The sequence below is a fragment of the Chryseobacterium shigense genome (assembly GCF_900156575.1).
GTDB classification, from domain to species: domain Bacteria; phylum Bacteroidota; class Bacteroidia; order Flavobacteriales; family Weeksellaceae; genus Chryseobacterium; species Chryseobacterium shigense.
In genome coordinates, this window is record NZ_FTNY01000001.1 from 400,646 (window position 1) to 419,164 (window position 18,519).

General features: G+C 38.4%; 19 protein-coding genes. 11 read left to right on the forward strand and 8 right to left on the reverse strand.

Annotated elements, in window-relative coordinates; genetic code table 11:
- Position 1 precedes the first annotated feature (1 nt).
- From BW964_RS01935 to BW964_RS01970, 8 genes are all read left to right on the forward strand, one after another.
- Complete coding sequence (locus tag BW964_RS01935; RefSeq protein WP_076504248.1) at positions 2–1,417, forward strand: leucyl aminopeptidase family protein; 1,416 nt, start codon at positions 2–4, stop codon at positions 1,415–1,417.
- A 140-nt stretch (positions 1,418–1,557) separates the two neighbouring features.
- Positions 1,558–2,769, forward strand: a complete 1,212-nt coding sequence (locus BW964_RS01940; RefSeq protein ID WP_076504250.1) for an ATP-grasp domain-containing protein — start codon at positions 1,558–1,560, stop codon at positions 2,767–2,769.
- A gap of 28 nt (positions 2,770–2,797) precedes the next feature.
- The gene (locus BW964_RS01945; protein WP_076504251.1) at positions 2,798–3,511 is read left to right on the forward strand and encodes an alpha/beta hydrolase-fold protein; all 714 of its coding nucleotides are present in this window, start codon (positions 2,798–2,800) and stop codon (positions 3,509–3,511) included.
- 60 nt (positions 3,512–3,571) lie between these two features.
- On the forward strand, positions 3,572–4,525 hold the full coding sequence (locus BW964_RS01950) for an ATP-grasp domain-containing protein (protein WP_076504253.1): 954 nt from the start codon (positions 3,572–3,574) through the stop codon (positions 4,523–4,525).
- A 28-nt stretch (positions 4,526–4,553) separates the two neighbouring features.
- Positions 4,554–5,672, forward strand: a complete 1,119-nt coding sequence (locus tag BW964_RS01955) for a carboxylate-amine ligase (RefSeq protein ID WP_073336265.1) — start codon at positions 4,554–4,556, stop codon at positions 5,670–5,672.
- Between the two features lie 36 nt (positions 5,673–5,708).
- On the forward strand, positions 5,709–6,542 hold the full coding sequence (locus BW964_RS01960; protein ID WP_076504254.1) for a type 1 glutamine amidotransferase: 834 nt from the start codon (positions 5,709–5,711) through the stop codon (positions 6,540–6,542).
- A 101-nt stretch (positions 6,543–6,643) separates the two neighbouring features.
- Positions 6,644–7,828, forward strand: a complete 1,185-nt coding sequence (locus BW964_RS01965; protein ID WP_076504256.1) for a hypothetical protein — start codon at positions 6,644–6,646, stop codon at positions 7,826–7,828.
- 67 nt (positions 7,829–7,895) lie between these two features.
- Positions 7,896–8,390, forward strand: coding sequence for a MepB family protein (locus BW964_RS01970; RefSeq protein WP_076504257.1), 495 nt, complete (start codon positions 7,896–7,898; stop codon positions 8,388–8,390).
- Between the two features lie 155 nt (positions 8,391–8,545).
- Here BW964_RS01970 and cphA read toward each other — a convergent pair whose 3' ends face one another.
- The gene (gene cphA / locus BW964_RS01975) at positions 8,546–11,176 is read right to left on the reverse strand and encodes a cyanophycin synthetase (protein ID WP_076504259.1); all 2,631 of its coding nucleotides are present in this window, start codon (positions 11,174–11,176) and stop codon (positions 8,546–8,548) included.
- Positions 11,177–11,374: 198 nt separating this feature from the next.
- Here cphA and BW964_RS01980 point away from each other — a divergent pair, with 198 nt between their 5' ends.
- From BW964_RS01980 to BW964_RS01990, 3 genes are all read left to right on the forward strand, one after another.
- Positions 11,375–12,265 carry a cyanophycinase gene (locus tag BW964_RS01980; protein WP_394332549.1) on the forward strand — a complete coding sequence of 297 codons (891 nt, stop codon included), beginning with the start codon at positions 11,375–11,377 and terminating at the stop codon, positions 12,263–12,265.
- A gap of 281 nt (positions 12,266–12,546) precedes the next feature.
- The gene (locus BW964_RS01985) at positions 12,547–13,389 is read left to right on the forward strand and encodes an isoaspartyl peptidase/L-asparaginase (protein WP_076504260.1); all 843 of its coding nucleotides are present in this window, start codon (positions 12,547–12,549) and stop codon (positions 13,387–13,389) included.
- 96 nt (positions 13,390–13,485) lie between these two features.
- A complete protein-coding gene (locus tag BW964_RS01990; RefSeq protein ID WP_076504262.1) occupies positions 13,486–13,722 on the forward strand; it encodes a YtxH domain-containing protein in 237 nt (78 codons plus the stop codon).
- Positions 13,723–13,814: 92 nt separating this feature from the next.
- Here the strand turns inward: BW964_RS01990 and BW964_RS01995 are convergent, their stop codons facing one another.
- The 7 genes from BW964_RS01995 to BW964_RS02025 form a co-directional block, all read right to left on the reverse strand.
- Complete coding sequence (locus tag BW964_RS01995) at positions 13,815–14,606, reverse strand: class I SAM-dependent methyltransferase (protein WP_076504263.1); 792 nt, start codon at positions 14,604–14,606, stop codon at positions 13,815–13,817.
- 34 nt (positions 14,607–14,640) lie between these two features.
- Positions 14,641–14,835: a hypothetical protein gene (locus BW964_RS02000; protein WP_076504265.1), complete on the reverse strand. Its 195-nt coding sequence runs from the start codon at positions 14,833–14,835 to the stop codon at positions 14,641–14,643.
- A gap of 44 nt (positions 14,836–14,879) precedes the next feature.
- Positions 14,880–15,524 (reverse strand): GNAT family N-acetyltransferase, encoded by a 645-nt coding sequence (locus BW964_RS02005; RefSeq protein WP_076504266.1) that lies wholly within the window; start codon positions 15,522–15,524, stop codon positions 14,880–14,882.
- 18 nt (positions 15,525–15,542) lie between these two features.
- Positions 15,543–16,388 (reverse strand): SHOCT domain-containing protein, encoded by an 846-nt coding sequence (locus tag BW964_RS02010; RefSeq protein ID WP_076504268.1) that lies wholly within the window; start codon positions 16,386–16,388, stop codon positions 15,543–15,545.
- A gap of 11 nt (positions 16,389–16,399) precedes the next feature.
- Positions 16,400–17,323: a PH domain-containing protein gene (locus BW964_RS02015; RefSeq protein WP_076504270.1), complete on the reverse strand. Its 924-nt coding sequence runs from the start codon at positions 17,321–17,323 to the stop codon at positions 16,400–16,402.
- A 91-nt stretch (positions 17,324–17,414) separates the two neighbouring features.
- Positions 17,415–17,924, reverse strand: coding sequence for an SHOCT domain-containing protein (locus tag BW964_RS02020; RefSeq protein ID WP_076504271.1), 510 nt, complete (start codon positions 17,922–17,924; stop codon positions 17,415–17,417).
- Between the two features lie 6 nt (positions 17,925–17,930).
- Complete coding sequence (locus BW964_RS02025; RefSeq protein WP_076504273.1) at positions 17,931–18,467, reverse strand: PH domain-containing protein; 537 nt, start codon at positions 18,465–18,467, stop codon at positions 17,931–17,933.
- Positions 18,468–18,519: the final 52 nt, after the last annotated feature.

Here is an 18,519-nt window from a genome sequence, read left to right on the forward strand (position 1 = left end):
TATGAAATTAATCAATAAAAAAAATAAAAACTACACCCAGATTTTTCAACTTTTCACAGAAGAAGAATGGAAAAAATCGAGTAAAAAATATAATAAAAATATCGCCTCTTTTTTCACCGGAAAGAAACATGAGGTATTCATTCATACCGATTCAGAAAGCATTACTTATCTGATTGGCTTAGGAAAATCTACCCTGCAGAACTTCGAAGTTCAGCAAGTGGCGCTTAAATTTACTCAAATCCAGAAAGAAAAACTTCTGGCTACCCCTACGCTGGTTGTAGCAGATTTCCTGAATGAAAAACAGTTTGCAGAGTTTATAAAAGGCTTACTTTTGGGAACTTACCACTATCCTTTTGACAAGAAGCATGCGTTCTGGAACCCTAAATTTGAGATTCACTTTGAAAATTTAAGCCAGAAAAAACTAGAGGCTATCCGTGTAAAGGCTGAAGCACTGGCCAACGGACAGACGGCCTGCCAGGAATGGCTGAATAAACCTGCCAATCTCAAGAAGCCAGATGTTTTAAGTCTGTATCTTAAAAATTTAGCAAAGAAATACGAGTTAAAATACACGGTATTGAACAGGAAGAAATGTGAGGAATTGGGTCTTGGCGCTTATCTGTCGGTCAATCAGGGAAGTGCTTACGATGCTGCTTTTACCATTATAGAATATAAAACCTCAGTAAAAAATGCCAAAACATTTGGTCTGGTGGGAAAATGCGTTCTTTTTGATACAGGTGGAATCTCTCTGAAGAATCCGGACAATATGCATTATATGAAGTCTGATATGGGTGGTGCAACAGCCGTTATCGGAACACTGATTTACGCCGCAGAAATGAAACTGCCGGTAAATATCGTGGCGGTACTTCCCATCACAGACAATGCGATCTCTGAAAATGCTTTTCTTCCCAGCGATGTCATCACCGCTTACAATGGAAAAACGATTGAAGTACTGAATACAGATGCGGAGGGCAGAATGATCCTCGCAGACGGCCTTTCCTATCTTTCAAAAAACTATAAAACAGATTTCCTGATTGATCTCGCGACGCTTACGGGAAGTTCTGTAAGAATGTTTGGTGATACCTGTGGAGCAATGTTTTCCAACAATGAAGAATTGAAAAATCTTTTGATAAAAACCGGAGATATTACCAATCAAAGGGTATGGAATCTTCCTTTGTGGGAGGTATGGAAAGATGATATTCAATCTGATGTGGCAGACCTTAAAAATATCTCAATGAAACCTATCGGCGATTGTATCATAGCTGCTAAATTTTTGGAACAGTTTATTGAAAATCATCCTCAATGGGCACATCTGGATATTGCAGGTGTAGCCTTCGGAAGTACGGGATATTCAAAAGAAAAAGCAGCAACCGGCTTTGGGGTACAATTACTGGTCGATTTAATGGAAAATTATCACTAAAAATTAGTTTTTTTCAAAATTTCTCTGTATACTTGATTATAGATTCTCAAAAACTCAGTGAATTTCTATTTTTACCATTGATTAATCAATAGAAATTCACTTTTATCTTTGATAATTTACTAAAAATTAAAAAACATTATATGGAGGAGAAAATTATAGTATGTATTTCGTGCTATTACAAGGGCTATGACTTCATGGATGAAATGAAGAAGCTCGGTAACAAAATTATCTTAGTAACATCAGAGAGTCTTAAGGAGAAAAACTGGCCATGGCACGCAATTGACGAGGTCTTTTATATGTCCGAGCTAAAACCGTCCGTATGGAATCTGGAACATCTTGTTCAGGGATTTTCACATCTGATGAAAACCCGAAAAATAGATGCTGTGGTTGCCCTTGATGATTACGATGTAGAAAAAGCGGCACTCATCAGAGAAACATTCCGTATTCCGGGAATGGGACAGACTACTCACAGGTATTTCAGAGATAAACTGGCGATGCGTCAGAAGGCAAAAGATTCGGGAATCAATGTTCCGGAGTTCACCGCAGTTTTTAATAATGATGAGGTTAACAACTTTACAGAAAAAGTTCCGGGTCCCTGGGTATTAAAACCACGATCGGAAGCATCCGCATCGGGCATTAAAAAGTTTTCTTCCAAAGATGAACTTTGGACTGAACTGGACGCACTCGGAGAAGAGCGCCACCTGTTCCTGCTTGAAAGCTTTAAACCAGGGGATGTTTATCATGTAGACAGCCTGACCTTCAACAAAGAAATTGTTTTTACCTCGGCTTCCAAATACCTGGCTCCGCCTATGCAGGTTTCTCATGAAGGAGGGGTATTCCGATCGAAAACGCTGGGAAGATATTCTGAGGAATTTAAAGCCCTTGACGAGGTGAATGCGAAGGTTCTTTCCAGTTTCGGACTTCTCAACGGGGCTACACACACTGAATTTATCCGCGGAAAAGCTGATGGAAAATGGTATTTTCTTGAAACTTCTTCCAGGGTTGGAGGTGCCCATATTCCGGATCTGGTTGAAGCTTCAAGCCAAATTAACATCTGGCGAGAATGGGCCAAAATTGAAGATGCTCTGCTGCGTGGAAAAAGCTATCAGGCTTCAAAACCTACGGGTTACTACTCAGGACTTATCGTTGCCCTGATCAAGGACAAACATCCTGATTACAGTGCTTTTGAAAGTGAAGAAGCGGTCAATTTCCTTCCGATTGATTACCATGTCGGAATCGTTTATCGATCCACAGACCCGGATATCATACAGCAAAGGTTAGACAGTGCTGCCGAAAAGATTCAGGCTGAAATGCTGAATATCTTACCTCCAAAAAGTAAATTGACAAGTTAAAACACCGTATAACAAAAGAAATTTATCAATGCCGCATATAGAACATACAGACTATTATTCAAATATATTGGGAACCAGTCTTAAGGTAGAAGTTACCGGACATTACGGTCATCCGATCATCATGTTTCCCACTTCTCAGGGACAGTATACCCAAAATCATGATTTCCATCTTAACGGAAGTATCAACTGGTTTATAGACCAGGGGAAAGTAAAACTTTATAATATTCAGACTATTGATGCGTGGAGTTTTTATGATGAAAAGATTTCGCCTCAGCAAAGAATAAAGAATTATGAGCTGTATATGCAGTTTCTTATTCAGGAATTCATTCCCTATATCCAGAAGATGCACAAAACCCACCGTGTTGCAGTGGCCGGAGCCAGTTTCGGAGGTTACCATGCTGCCAACTTTGCCTTCAGGTTTCCGGATGTGGTTTCGCATTTATTCTGTCTTTCCGGAGCATTCAGCATCAGAAACTTTATGGACGGATATTCGGATGAACTGGTTTACTTTAATTGCCCGAAAGAGTTCGTAAAGAATGATGAAGCCTGGAAATATAAGCATATGCATATTGTCCTGAGTACTTCTGACCAGGATATCTGCAGAGATAAAAACATTGAAATGGCTGAGATCTTAAGCTCGAAAGGGATCGATTTCTGGTATGACGAGAGAAAATGGATCAATCACGACTGGCCCTTATGGAGAATGGTCTTTCCAACTTTTATAGGTGCATTCTTTTCCTGAAAAACAGTACATTTAAGAAGATAAAAAATAATTAATACATCAATATAAAAAACAGAAATTATGGCAAAAAAAGTGGGAATTCTATTTGGTATGGAAGATACATTTCCTTGGGCGTTTATCGACAAGGTGAATGAACTGGGTGGCGGAGAAATCATTGCTGAACCGGTAAACATCGACAAACTAGAACAAGGTGCTGATTACGGCTATGCAGTCATTATCGACAGAATTTCGCAGGATGTTCCTTTTTACAGAGCGTATTTGAAAAATGCAGCACTCAACGGAACTTATGTAATCAATAATCCTTTCTGGTGGAGTGCCGATGAAAAATTTTTCAATAATGCATTAATGTCAAAACTGGGAATTCCGCTTCCTAAAACGGTATTGCTTCCTTCACACGAAAGACCAACAGACACTTCAGAAACATCGTTCAGGAACCTGAAATTTCCTCACGACTGGGAATATATTTTCGATTATGTAGGTTTTCCTGCTTATATGAAACCTCATGACGGTGGCGGCTGGAAAAGCGTATACCGAGTTGAAAATCCGGATGACCTCTGGAATAAGCTAAGCGAAACAGAACAGCTGGTCATGATGGTTCAGGAGGAAATTGTTTTCGATGATTACTACAGGGTTTATTGTCTGGGTAAAAAATACGTTCATATTATGCCTTATGAACCCCGTAATGCCCATCATTTAAGATATGCCACCACGCATCAGACTCAGGGGACAGAGCTGGAAAAACTATTAAAAACGATTCATGATTACACCATCATTATGAATGAAGCCCTTGGTTATGATTTCAATACGGTAGAATTTGCAATCAGAGATGGAATTCCCTATGCTATCGATTTCTGCAATCCGGCTCCTGATGCAGACCGAAATTCTGTAGGCGAGGAAAATTTTGCCTGGATCGTTGAACATTCGGCTAAACTGGCTATTGAAAAAGCTAAAGAATATGTTCCGGGAAAACCTAATATTTCGTGGGGCACCTTCGTAAAAGATTCAGTAAAATAAATATTTAAATAAAAAAACACGAAAAGAAATGCATCAATTTACCATAGGAATCGAAGAAGAATATCAGATTATTGATGTTGAGAGCAGAGACTTAATATCTCATGTTTCGAAAATTATTGAAGGCGGAAAGGCGGTTTTAAGTGAAAATTTAAAACACGAAATGCACGAATCCATGATTGAAATGGAAACGGGCATCTGCCAGAACATTCAGGAAGCGAGAGCTGAACTTACGAATTTAAGAAGGCATTTGATCAATACCGCTCATGAGCAGGGACTCCGGGTTTCCGGAGGCGGAACGCATCCTTTTTCCAACTGGGAACACAATACCATCACCAATGGTGAGCGCTACAACAAGATTGTAGATGATATGGGAGATGTTGCCCGCGGAAATCTTATTTTTGGGCTGCATGTACATATCGGAATTCCCAACCGTGAAGAAGGGGTCAGAATTCAGAATGTCATGCGCTATTTCCTACCTCACGTGTACGCTCTTTCTACCAATTCCCCTTTTTGGATCGGAAGAAATACAGGTTTTAAATCGTACAGACAGGAGATTTTTGTTAAGTTTCCAAGAACAGGGATTCCAAGCTATTTCAATTCATTAGCTGAATTCGACAGCTATGTAGATCTTTTGGTAAAAACGGGAACCATAGATAATGCCAAGAAAATCTGGTGGGATCTGCGGGTACATCCATTCTATCCTACTATAGAGTTCAGAATTTGTGATATGCCTTTGAGAATAGAAGAAACGGTGTGTATGGCTGCCATTATGCAGTGCCTGGTTGCAAAAATTTATAAACTTCACCAGCAAAATCTGAGTTTCAGAAGCTACAGAAGACTGCTGTTAAATGAGAATAAATGGAGAGCTTCCAAAAGCGGCATCGAGGCCCATCTTATCGATTTCGGAAAAGAAGAATCTGTTCCTTATCCCCATCTGTTGAAGGAACTTCTGGAATTCATCGATGATGTTGTAGATGAGCTCGACTGCAGAAAAGAAGTGGAATATGCCTGGACCATTTTAGAAAACGGAACGGGTGCAGACCGTCAGCTTCAGGTATACAAAGAAACCGGAGATCTTACCAAAGTAGTAGATTATATGATCTCTGAAACGGAGTACGGTATCACCCACGGAGAAATGGCTTCATAATATTTTTGGTAACTTTACAAAAAATATGAAGTAGTTATGAAAGATATTCGAATCGCTCTGTTGGATATGAACAACAACCATATCAATCAAGGCTTTAGAAATATTAAAGAAATTTCCGAGGCATTCCAGCAAAGCTCTGAAGAAAATGTGATCATCGAAACATTTGATGTAAGGTTCAAGAATGAAATGCCGAACATTGCCGATTTTGATATTTTTATTTCTTCGGGCGGACCGGGAAATCCACACAGAGAAGGTCTGGAGTGGGAAGACAGGAATGCTGGTTTTCTTGATGCTGTTTTAGAGCACAACCAATATAATGAGGATAAAAAATATCTATTCCTGATTTGTCATTCATTTCAATTGGCAAGTATCCACTGGAAGCTTGGTAATATCTGTAAAAGAAGATCTTATTCTTTTGGGGTAATGCCCGTTCATAAAACAGAAGAGGGAGAACAGGAATTTTTATTCAAAAATCTTCAGGATCCTTTTTATGCCGTAGATTCAAGAGCTTATCAGTTTATTGAACCGGACATGGATCGTTTTGATGAATTAGGAATGAAAATTATGGCCATTGAGAAATCCAGACCGCATATCAATCTGGAGAGAGCCGTAATGGCTGTTCGTTTCTCTGATGAAATCTTCGGGACCCAGTTCCATCCGGAAGCTGATCCGCAAGGCATGATTGAAAACCTGAAAGACGAAAAAAACAAAATGGCAATGATCGAGAATTTCGGAATGGAGAAATATCTTGAAACGGTAGACAGAATCGATGATGAAAACAAGATCATTCTTACGAGATCCCAGATTCTGCCAAGGTTTCTTCAGTCAGCAAAAAAAAACATTTTGAAAGAAAGTGAAGCTTTAGCGTAAACTTTTTATACAATAAATAAGATATTGTATGAACCATAATAAAAACTAAAATCGGGCAATCACTGCTCGATTTTTTAAAATCAAACCACAAAGAAAAAAATATGATCCCAAAATACAGAAAGCAATTCAATCAGGAGTTTTCACAGGAGAAATACGAACAACTGAAAGAGCGTCTCGCTCAGAAAGGAGGTATTGCCCCGGCATTCCGAATTTCAGAAAGTCCCCTTTTTCTTACCCATGAATTTAAGAACAAACTTCTTGACGCCAGCAATAGTATTATTGACCAAATCAAAGGACTTCCTGCTGAAACTCTTTACAAAGCTGTTCCTGAAAACTGCAGGGTTCCCAATGATACCCTTCAGCCCCACTTTTTCACAATAGATTTTGGAATCTGCAGAAGCGAAAACGGAGCCATAGAACCGCAGCTGATCGAACTGCAGGCATTCCCTTCATTATATGCTTTTCAAAAGACTTTTGAAGAAACTTTTTGTGAAGTCTACCCTTTTCTCTCGGAAATCAGAAACACAATGCCTGATGATGAGTTTAAAGATCATTTAAAAAAACTGATCGTGGGCGACGAAAATCCAGAGAATGTCATTCTGCTAGAGATATTTCCGGAAAAACAGAAAACGGCCATAGATTTTGCATTAACAGAAAAATTACTTGGTATAAAAACAGTCTGCCTAACGAAAGTAAAGAAAGAGGGCCGAAAATTATTCTATGAAAAAGATGGACAACTTGTTGAAATCAAAAGAATCTACAATCGTGTGATCTTTGATGAACTGGACCGGATTCCTGATGTAAAAGCCGGATTTGATTTCCGTGAAGATATTGATGTAAAATGGATCACTCATCCTAACTGGTTCTTCAAAATTTCGAAGTTTCTTCTTCCGATGCTGAAACATGAGTTTGTTCCGAAAAGCTATTTCCTGCATGAATTTCCTGAACATGAAAATCTGGAAAACTTTGTATTAAAACCTTTGTTTTCATTTGCGGGCAGCGGAGTCAATTTAAATCCAACAAAAGAAATCACAGAAGCGATCACCGATAAGGAAAATTATATTTTGCAGAGAAAAGTAACTTACGAACCTATTTTTGAAGATAGTAACGGAGAGTTTTCAAAAGCAGAGATCCGCCTGCTGTATGTATGGCACGAAGACGAGGAGCGTCCTATTCTGCTGGAAAATCTTGGAAGAATGACAAAAGCAGCCATGGTGAATGTAGATTTTAACAAGAAAGATGCGATTTGGATCGGAAGTTCTAATGCATTTTTTGGAGATGAATAGATTTTAGAATCAACTCTCATGAAATAATCTTTAACCCCGCATTTCTACTAATTACAGAAAGAAAATAATGACTCTTAAAAATGTTGATGAAACCATTTTTCAGCCACTTGGACTGAAACTTTTAAATGCAGAGGAAGATCGTGAATCCAGAGAATATTCCGGCTGTAGCTTTACTATGAATGGTCTCAATATAAAATTCCGTACCTCGAAAATAACGCCTACCAAAACAGGACAGTTCGTTACAATCTGGAAAAGAAATGCCCAGGGAGAAACAGCTCCGTTTGATTCAGATGATCCTTATGATTTCTACCTGATCTCAGCGTCAAAAGATAAGGAGAAAGGTATTTTTATTTTCCCGAAAGAAATCCTCTTAAAAAAAGGAATCTTGTCTCATGAAAACAAGATGGGAAAAAGAGGAATCAGGGTCTATCCTGGTTGGGATCTTACAGAAAACAAACAGGCTAAAGTCACTCAAAAATGGCAGATGGAGTACTTTTTTGATTTTTCTGAAGGACCAGAATCACATCTCCGGAAAGCTAATCTATTGTTTGATTTGAAATAATCCGCAAGTCTGCATTTTTTTTCATTGAATGCTCCATAAGCAATGTCTATTTTGATTGTTACAATATACTTTTTCTAACATTTTACATTTAAACTAAGACCTACAAAAAAGAACAGCGGCTGAAAATTCAGCCGCTGTATTCATTATTTATCTTCTTATGAATTTTTATCTTCTTCCTGCATCTCTCTTGCCTGATACTCCTGAACAAGGTCTATAGCATTCGAAATAACGTCACTTAAAGCGGTGATAAAAGTCCCGTCTTCAGCCATTCCCATGGCATGTTTAAGGGCTTCTATTTCTTTAGGGATAATCTCATAGCTTACATCTCTTCCTGCTTCATTGATCCCGTCAATGATCAGTCCGTTGATCTCTTCTTCCGTTCTCCCTCTCAGGTGCTTTTCATTTCTGATGATGATGTAGTCAAACATTCTTCCAGCAATTTTCCCGCACTCGCGGATATCACTATCACGTCTGTCGCCCACTCCGGAAATAATGCCTATTTTCTTTGTTGATTCTACGTTTTTAAGATAATCTTCAATGGCCTCGTACCCTGAAGGGTTATGGGCAAAATCAATCAGCACCTTAAAGCTTTTGAATTTAAAAATATTCAGCCTTCCGGGGGTCAGTTGTGCACTTGGGATAAAAGTTCTCAGAGAATTGGAAATATCTTCAATGCCAAAACCATACAGGTAACTGGCTAAACTTGCCGCCAAAACATTTTCGATCATAAATCTCGCCTTGCCCTCCATCGTAATCGGGAAGTCTTTGGCTTTTCCTATTCTGATCTTCCAATCTCCTTTTTTAATGGTTACAAAACCTTCTTCATAGATACAGGTAATTCTTCCTTCTTTGGCAAACTTTACGATATGAGGATTGTTTTCATCCATACTGAAGATAGCGATATTGCTGTCAATATCATTCATGATCTTCATAGAATATTCATTATCAGCATTCAGCACACTCCATCCGCCTTTCTTCACGCTGTCCAGAACCACTCTCTTCACCTTGGTAAGGTCTTTCAGATTATGAATATCATTCATTCCCAAATGATCTTCCTCAATATTGGTCAGGACTCCGATATCACACTGTGAAAAGCCTAAACCTGAACGCAGAATACCTCCTCTGGCCGTTTCAAGAACAGCAAATTCTACCGTAGGATCTTTTAAAACAAATTCAGCAGAAAGCGGTCCTGTAGTATCTCCTTTTGTTAACATGGTATTTTGGATATAAATACCGTCAGAAGTTGTAAAACCTACTCTGTACCCGTTGCTTTTTACAATATGGGAGATCAGTCTCGTTGTTGTTGTTTTGCCATTCGTTCCTGTTACTGCAATAATAGGAATCGTATAGGGTTTTCCGGGAGGATAAAGCATATCCACAACGGGAGCCGCTACATTTCTTGGAAGACCTTCACTTGGTGCCAGGTGCATTCTGAATCCCGGTGCCGCATTTACTTCTATAATGGCAGCTCCACTCTCTTTTAACGGCTGTGTAAGGTTTTCAGCCATAATATCAATACCACAGACATCCAGACCTATAATTTTAGAGACTCTTTCAGCCATTGTGATATTTTCCGGATGCACCATATCTGTTACATCTATGGATGTTCCTCCCGTAGAAAGATTAGCCGTTGACTTCAGATATACTATTTCTCCCTTCTGAGGAACGGTTTCAAGAGTATAATGGAGCTTTTCAAGAAGTTCCATGGTGTCCTTATCCACTTCTATTTCAGTAAGGACATTTTCGTGACCGTATCCTCTTCTCGGATCGCTATTCTCTTTATCTATCAGTTGCTGAAGGCTCATTTCGCCGTCACCTACTACATGAGCAGGAACTCTTCTTGCGGCAGCCACCATTTTATTATTAATGACCAAAACCCTGAAATCATAACCGGTAATGTATTTTTCTACAATTACTTTTCTTGAATATTTCTGGGCATGTTCCAATCCTATTTTTGCAGCTTCCCAATCGTTGACGTTTATAGAAGAACCTTTTCCGTGGTTTCCGTCCAGTGGTTTGAGAACGATAGGATAGCCAATTTTATTGATAACTTCATTTAATCCTTCTTCATCTACGATGAGATCCCCGATAGGAACCGGAATAGCAGCATCGTGAAGCATTTTCTTTGTTAATTCTTTATTACATGCAATATCTACCGCAATTGAACTTGTCTTTCCGGTAATGGTAGCCTGAAAACGCTGTTGATTCACCCCATAACCAAGCTGCACCAGAGAGTTGGTTCCTAATCTTATCCATGGAATCCTTCTGGAAACGGCTTCTTCTACGATGCTTCCTGTAGAAGGGCCCAGACGGACACGTTCTCTGATCTCCTTCAATTTGTGTATACAGGCCTGAATATCATATTCTTTATCTTCAATAAGAGCTTCTGCGATCTTTACGGCTTCTTCAGCAGCATATATTCCGGCATTCTCTTCAATATAATTAAAGACCACATTATATATTCCTGGTGATTTTGTTTCCCTGGTCCTTCCGAAACCTACATCCATCCCTGCCAGCGTTTGTATTTCCAACGCGATGTGCTCGATGACATGTCCCATCCATGTTCCCGTTTCTATCCTATGAAAAAATCCGCCTTCTACTCCTTCCGAGCATCTGTGGCTAAACAGAGACGGAATAAGTTTTTGGATTCTTTCTCTGAAACCGTCGATCTTATTCGTAGGATAATTTTCCATTTCTTCCAGGTCCAATCTCATCTGTATCAGCTTCTTTCTTCTGATACTCCAGATATTTGGGCCGCGTAGTGCCTGTATCTTCTCAATTTTCATAATCTATTTGCATTTTTATCAGTTAACAATAACTCCTTCAAAAATCAAAGATAATGTAAAACCCTAAACGAAACTATACCACATTTAAACATTTCTCAAAAAAGAATTAAAATAAATTAACAATCCTAAAACATTAAAAACCATTTAAATGTGGTATGAATTTCGCTAAATGTCAAATATTTTTTAAATTTGCACACTATGATGAGACCCGTTGGAAAATTAATTATTATCGGAGGCGCTGTAAACAAAGGAAGTTTTGCAGAAACCGATTTCGATCAGAACATTGAAAAAAACCTTAATTTCTTTGAAAGAGGAATCTTGAGAAAGATTATCAATGAATCAAAACATAAGGAAAACTCTGTCATCGAAATTGTGACAACCGCTTCCCAAATCCCTCAAATTGTAGGTACTGAATACAAAAAAGCTTTTGAATTTTTAGGTGCCAAAAATGTAAATATCCTTGACATTCACAACCGTGAAGAGGCCAATTCTGATGCTATGGCAGCAAGAGCTAATGCAGCTGATGTGGTGATGTTCACCGGTGGAGATCAGCTTAGGCTGACTTCTATTCTGGGTGGAACACGATTTCATGATACTATTTTACTGAAATATCAGGAACAGGATTTTATCTATTCCGGAACTTCTGCCGGTGCTGCTGCAGCTTCTGAAAACATGATTTATCAGGGAAGCAGCTCAGAATCTCTTTTAAAAGGAGAAATCAAGACAACTCAGGGACTTGGCCTGATTGATAATGTCATCATTGATACCCATTTTGTGCAGCGAGGCAGAATCGGACGTCTTTTCCAGGCGGTGGTCAACAATCCAAGAACACTAGGCATTGGTTTAGGTGAAGACACCGGACTTTTCATCCACGATGATGTCATGACTGCTGTAGGTTCAGGACTTGTCATTCTGGTAGACGGCAGGTTCATTAAAGATACCAACCTAACGAATATCAATCTCGGAGAACCTATTTCAATTGACAATCTTACCGTACACGTAATGTCTATGAATGACCATTACGATCTTACCACAAAGAAATTAACCATCGAGAATTCTCAGTTTAATCCGATACCGCAGGATAAGTAGTTGTGGGTTTCGTGATGCCGGATTAAGAAATTCGGTTTTAAAACTACGATTTTTACAGGTTGTGATCTATTCCTCTGTCTTGGAGGGAAGCATTTGTCGTGGTCTTAACCGAAAACTTTTGAACAAATACAGAACAATTCATAACGAATAATGAGAGATGGATATCGGGAAAATTCTTATCTTGTCTCCTTATTTTGAAAACAGACACGAGTAATGCTAACGGTAACGAATTTAACAACTGAAGTTACTATGCAACTCAAACCCCAAACCCTTACATTCCTATGAAAATTATCATCCACGGCGGTTTTTTCTCCGAAAGCGATCAAAGCCATGAAGTAAAGACCGCAAAACAAAATTCTTTAAAACATATTACAGAAAAAGCGTTTGAATATCTTCAGACCCACTCTGCTTTTGATACGGTGGCTTATGCCGTTTCTCTTCTGGAAGACGATCCGTTGTATAACGCTGGTATTGGCTCACAGATCCAGAGCGATGGCGTGATTCGTATGAGTGCAGCTATTATGGATGGTACAACACAGAAGCTAAGCGGGGTGATCAACCTTCAGGATGTGAAAAATCCTGTTTTTGTAGCGAAGGAACTGATCAAAGAAGATGACAGGGTGCTTGGCGGAAACGGGGCTAAAATGTATGCATCTGAGCATGGATTTGAAAATTTTTCAACTGAAATCCCTCAAAGAAGAAGCGAATATGAAGCTAAACTTAAGACCGGAGGTAAAGGAACTGTAGGCTGTGTAGCCCTTGATAAGGATGGAAAACTGGCCGTGGCAACATCCACGGGAGGAAAAGGTTTTGAAATTCCGGGAAGAATTTCAGATTCCGCAACGGTAGCCGGAAATTATGCCAATTCTATTTGTGCGGTGAGCTGCACCGGGGTAGGAGAAGATATTGTAAGCAACGCTACTGCCGCAAAGATCGTCACCAGAACTACCGACGGAATGAGCCTTGAGCAGGCTTTTACTAAGACCTTTGAGGAACTTAAAACAATTGACGGCTTCGCAGGGGCTATTGCCATTGATAAAGATGGACATATTTACCATCAGGATTCTTATCCTACGATGGTCTTCGCAAGTTTCGACGGAGAAAATTTTGATATCTTTCAATAATTTTAACATTTATTTATCATATGATTGAATTTTTTGGCACGTATTTTACATATTGATTAGTAACAAATTTTAATACAACATTTAAAAATAGAAATCATGGGAAATAAGACAAAAGGATTATTAGCTTTATTAGGTATTGGTGCAATAGCATTTTGGAAATACAAAAACTCTACTCCTGAAGAGCAGCAGGCTGTAAAGGATAAGATCAATACCGCAAAGGATAATTTAAACAAATGGGGAAATGATGTAAAAAGCAAAGCTAATGATGTTGCTTCCCAGGTTCAGAACAAAGTAGACGAAGCTAAAACAAAAGCTGAAGATTCTTTAAGTTAAGAGCAGATTAGTTTTTTTAACATTCATATATAGAAAGTCATCATAGTCTTAGGATTATGATGACTTTTTTATGGGATCAATAAATGAGAACTTTACTTCTTCTGTCCTCTCAAGCTATAAACCATAGGGATTTTATTACCTAAATGGGCAATTCTCCATTTTCCTTTTTCAAATTCTTCTACATGATTAAAGCACGGATATGGCGACCAGTCAAATTCCTGGAAGATTTCAATTTCTATTGTATGTTTAATCAGATTTTGCAGGACCTCAGCTAAAGAATGGTTCCACATCACATACTCCTGAACAATATCCGCTGATTTATCTGCGTAGGTTCCTTCATAAGTTTCTACGATAGGCTTTTCATTAAAATAATTGTAGGCCACTTTTGTAAAATCATCATCGAACATCCAGACAGCAGGATGAAACTCCGCCATCACCAACTTCCCACCCGGTTTTAGAAAATGATTAATCAATCCCGCCCATTGGTCGAGATCAGGAAGCCAGCCTACTACGCCATAGCTGGTATAGACAATATCAAATTTCTGATTGAGAATATCCGGCAGACTATAGACATCTGAACAAATAAATTTTGTATCAGTCCCGCATTTCTGTGCAAGATCCCGTGCCGCTTCAATGGCTTTATCCGACAAATCTACGCCGGTTACTTCTGCTCCCATTCTAGAGAGCGAAATAGAGTCCTGTCCAAAATGACACTGCAAATGCAGAATACTTTTGCCTCTTATATCTCCCAAAAGGTCAAGTTCTATAGAGTTGAGTGAATTTCTACCCTGTAAAAATTCATCCACGAAATAAAAATCCGACTTCAAATGCGGATCTACTTTGGCATTCCAGGATTTTTTATTGATTTCTAAGTAGTTTTCCATGGTTATGATTGTTTAGGCTAATATAACTAATGTTTTAAATCTCCTGATAGGGATTTACAGAAATTATCCTGGCTCCCGGTAATGCTTTCTCTGGGAATTCGTTTACACCATCCAGAAATACTCCTTCCCTTTCTTTCGTGAGATCGTGGGGTTCAAAACGGTAGGTGTCGGATCGGGCATTGCACATCAATACAGTGGAAGTAAAAATGATGGTTATTTTTTTATTCATTAATTTTTTAAACCTTAGTAAATCATTGGAACTATGGTATGAAATCAAATACCGGGAATAACGATAGAAGTATAATTACTGTAAAGTTCCCATCCTATCGATTGATAGAGCGTTCTCCCCTGCTCTGTTGCTACCAGAAAATTGTTGGAGATATCTTTAGATAAAGCGATCTTTTCAAGTTCCCGCATGAGGAAAGTGGCGAGACCTTTTTTCCGGTGATTTTCTTCTGTTACAATTCGATCATAAACTGCAAGATCATCTACGAGTACAATACGTCCAATAGAAGCCTGTTCACCACTTTCTGTAATGATTTTGATTACTGTTGTAGAATTATATTCTTCGGATTCAATCCGGTATCCTTTACAAAGATCTGTTACAGCATTCTTCATCGGTCCGAAACAGCACATCATATATCCGGGAGGCTGCAATATCCATTTTTCTGAAACCACTTTTGTGACCTCATCCGGAGAAGCGCAGACTTTGAGATAAATCCAGGAATCATCAATCTGGTTGGAAAGCTCAAGAAAATCATTATTAACCTCAGAAAAAACATATCGCATTTTTTGCTTTTCCTCTCCTACTTCTACTTTAAAACCCGATTGATATCTTACGGGAAGTGGAAGTTTTCTGGATAACGACCAGGCCTTGAGCCATTTTTCTACCACCTCATGAGATCCTTTGGTTTTCATGCTTTTTCCGTTTTTTATTTACGAAAGCTGCTCCAGCAGTTTCTTTTTCTGTTCTGCAAATTCTTCTTCGGTCAAAATTCCGTTTTCTCTTAATTGACCTAGTTTTTCAAGCTGTTCAAAAATAAGAGCTGATGCTGCTTCTTTTGTTGGAGCTATTTGTTTCTCAACTTTAACCTGATTATAAATTTTGTTGATAAAACCGTAGAATCTTTCCGCATCCAGCCTGTCACAGAAACATTCGAATTCTACGACTCTGTTTTCGGTATGGATTTTTATCACCGGAGATAAGGGATTGCTTACAAAACTTACTTCGGTAATGGTTTCGTTGGGGTATGAATTTACCTTTACCGGGGCCAACATAGCCTTGGAGACCGAAGCCATTCTTTTTGGGGTTACCAGCAAGATTCCGGCATCTACTGTTTTTAAAAACTGAGCATCGGTAGCCGCAAGAATTACCTCATCTGCAGCAAGTATACGAGGTAGTTCCTTGATTTCTCCTTTTGTGAACATAGAAAGATTGGCACCCACCTGCTCCAGCTGATATTTTATTTCCTTCAGTCTTCTCTTATAAATATCATTGGGCATATTACCCGACTCATTAAATTGAACCAAACTTTCTATCTGAATTTCTTCTGTTTTTTCTTTGGTATTTTCTGTTTCGGGTTCTATTTTCCCTGTTTGAACCAGGCTTTTAATATCATTGATACTGAACGCATTGAGATTGTACAGAAGTTCCTGATGGGTACTGCTTACTTTATCCAGGCATTTATTGCACAGATTGCCACCGTCTGAAAGCTTGTTTTCGCCTAAAAGGGTGTCTATCGACGTTAGTTCAGCGTTGCATAATGCACAGGTATTGCTCATTTTTTTATATTTTAAAGTTTAGCCAGCAATTTTTTCTTTTGCTCTGCAAATTCGTCTTCGGTAAGAATCCCTAATTCCCGAAGTTTTCCCAATTTTTCAAGCTGATCAAAAATGATGGCAGGCGCTTCTTTCTGTTCAGAATTTGAATGAGCAGGCTGAGGTTGCTGTACTGCTTGTTGTTGTTGTTGTTGTTGGATCGTTGCTTGCATCTGCTGAAGCCTGATCTGATCCTCAGAACGGCCTATATAATCCTTTACGGCATCATAGAAGTTTTTTGCCGCACTCTTTATGTACAGCTTAAATTCGGCCGTAAAACCGGGTGTATATACTTTTAGTGTTGAGGACATCAGATGGGTATCGTGTTGTACCGAACTTACTTTGTGCAGCGGAAATTCATTTTCAAAAACACCGCCGAAAAACTTTTTATCAATGAAAATGATTCTTTTCTCTGTTGAAACCACGATTCCTTCCAGATTATTATAAAGATATTTCCCTTCTGCAATCGCAATAAGTTTTTCATTGTCATCCAGAACATTGACCAATTCCTCCACTTCGCTGTCTACAAAAAGGCTGAGTTTGGCACCCGTTGCTACAATTTGATCTTTAATTTCGTCAAGTCTTGAAGGTGCGTCCGGTGTATAGGTAAACTGAATACTTTGAGATGGCGTTTCTACAATCCGGGGTTGGGCGATTTGGATGGTTTGAAATTCTTCAGTTTCAATAGCCATTTCCTGTTCACCGCCTCCGTTCAGTACCATATTTCTGATCTGGACAATGTTATAATTTCCAAGGTCGGATACAAGGTCTTTATTGATATTCGTCGCTTTATTCAGACATTTATTGCAGAGAATCCCTCCATCTGAAAGCTTATTTTCGCCTAAAAGCGTATCCATCGATGTAAGCGGAGTTCCGCATAAAGAACATTCAGTGTTCATCTGGTTTTATGTTTAATAGTTTAATTGATTAATGCTAAACGGTATTAGCATCAACCCAAATTACAAATTTGTGTTGATAATGAAGATAATATTACAATCTTTCCAGTAATTTTTTCTTTTGTAATGAAAATTCTTCCTCTGTTAAGATTCCCCCTTCTCTCAATTTCCCAAGCTGTTCCAATAAAACGAAAACAGATTCTTCATGATCATTCTCTCCTTTTGTGTCATCCTGATTATGGCCAAATATAAAGATATTCACTCTTTTATTAAATTCTGATGCCATCATTTCACCAACTTTTCCAACGCCAAAAACTTTATCTTCCGTATAAACAGAGATCATCTCCTGAGGTTTCAGGTAATTGATTAAGGTAATTTTTTCATAAGGAATTACTTCTATAAAATCTGTTCCGATTCCTTTTAAAATTAACCGTCGATTGGTAGATAGAAAAAAAACGGCATTACCGTCATAAATTCCGTCGATCATATGAATCATATTTTCACTTTCCATCAGAAAATCAGAAAAGTCACTCATTTCTGAATGTGCCCATGAAAAAAGATCGGGATTTATTTTTCTAATCTGATATTCAATATTTTCCATCATTCTTTTTTAGAGCTTCTCCATGAGTTTTTTCTTCTGTGCAAAGAATTCTTCTTCCGTTAAAATTCCACTGTCCTTCAATCTTCCCAACTGTTCCAACTGATCTAATACGGTAGGTTCTGACTGACTTTTAAAGTATTCCTTGGCACCGGCCATCAATTCTCTTACTTTTTCACAAAATAATTCTGCATAATATTTCCCAACGTTATCGATTTCCAGAATATTCTCAGAGATATGAATATCTATAGAGGCCAGCATCAAAGACTTTTCATATTGTATAGAGCTTACTTTATCATAAGAAAAATCTTCTACTTTCAATCCATACATGAATTCTTTATCTACAAAAATCAATCTTCTTTCTGTAGCTACTAAGATAATATGGTGATTGGTCAGTTTATTTCTTCCCTCAATCAGATATACAATTTTTTCATTCTCTGAAAGCACGTCCGGCAGGGCATGAATTTCTTTTCTGGCAAAAATGGTGGGATTGATATCTAATATTTCCAGCTCATCTTTTATTTCGTCTAATCTTGATTTTTCACTCATTATTTGTTTTTATAAATGGTAGATATTACAAATTTAATTTTTTTCTAAAATA

What these genes read in the sequence shown, in the direction of transcription:
- BW964_RS01995 (WP_076504263.1), bottom strand. Translation starts at nt 14,606, where the DNA reads ATGGAAAACTACTTAGAAATCAATAAAAAATCCTGGAATGCCAAAGTA.
- BW964_RS01955 (WP_073336265.1), top strand. Translation starts at nt 4,554, where the DNA reads ATGCATCAATTTACCATAGGAATCGAAGAAGAATATCAGATTATTGAT.
- BW964_RS01965 (WP_076504256.1), top strand. Translation starts at nt 6,644, where the DNA reads ATGATCCCAAAATACAGAAAGCAATTCAATCAGGAGTTTTCACAGGAG.
- BW964_RS01980 (WP_394332549.1), top strand. Translation starts at nt 11,375, where the DNA reads ATGATGAGACCCGTTGGAAAATTAATTATTATCGGAGGCGCTGTAAAC.
- BW964_RS01945 (WP_076504251.1), top strand. Translation starts at nt 2,798, where the DNA reads ATGCCGCATATAGAACATACAGACTATTATTCAAATATATTGGGAACC.
- BW964_RS02005 (WP_076504266.1), bottom strand. Translation starts at nt 15,524, where the DNA reads ATGAAAACCAAAGGATCTCATGAGGTGGTAGAAAAATGGCTCAAGGCC.
- BW964_RS01935 (WP_076504248.1), top strand. Translation starts at nt 2, where the DNA reads ATGAAATTAATCAATAAAAAAAATAAAAACTACACCCAGATTTTTCAA.
- BW964_RS02010 (WP_076504268.1), bottom strand. Translation starts at nt 16,388, where the DNA reads ATGAGCAATACCTGTGCATTATGCAACGCTGAACTAACGTCGATAGAC.
- BW964_RS02000 (WP_076504265.1), bottom strand. Translation starts at nt 14,835, where the DNA reads ATGAATAAAAAAATAACCATCATTTTTACTTCCACTGTATTGATGTGC.
- BW964_RS02020 (WP_076504271.1), bottom strand. Translation starts at nt 17,924, where the DNA reads ATGATGGAAAATATTGAATATCAGATTAGAAAAATAAATCCCGATCTT.
- BW964_RS01950 (WP_076504253.1), top strand. Translation starts at nt 3,572, where the DNA reads ATGGCAAAAAAAGTGGGAATTCTATTTGGTATGGAAGATACATTTCCT.
- BW964_RS02015 (WP_076504270.1), bottom strand. Translation starts at nt 17,323, where the DNA reads ATGAACACTGAATGTTCTTTATGCGGAACTCCGCTTACATCGATGGAT.
- BW964_RS01960 (WP_076504254.1), top strand. Translation starts at nt 5,709, where the DNA reads ATGAAAGATATTCGAATCGCTCTGTTGGATATGAACAACAACCATATC.
- BW964_RS01990 (WP_076504262.1), top strand. Translation starts at nt 13,486, where the DNA reads ATGGGAAATAAGACAAAAGGATTATTAGCTTTATTAGGTATTGGTGCA.
- BW964_RS02025 (WP_076504273.1), bottom strand. Translation starts at nt 18,467, where the DNA reads ATGAGTGAAAAATCAAGATTAGACGAAATAAAAGATGAGCTGGAAATA.
- BW964_RS01970 (WP_076504257.1), top strand. Translation starts at nt 7,896, where the DNA reads ATGACTCTTAAAAATGTTGATGAAACCATTTTTCAGCCACTTGGACTG.
- cphA (WP_076504259.1), bottom strand. Translation starts at nt 11,176, where the DNA reads ATGAAAATTGAGAAGATACAGGCACTACGCGGCCCAAATATCTGGAGT.
- BW964_RS01985 (WP_076504260.1), top strand. Translation starts at nt 12,547, where the DNA reads ATGAAAATTATCATCCACGGCGGTTTTTTCTCCGAAAGCGATCAAAGC.
- BW964_RS01940 (WP_076504250.1), top strand. Translation starts at nt 1,558, where the DNA reads ATGGAGGAGAAAATTATAGTATGTATTTCGTGCTATTACAAGGGCTAT.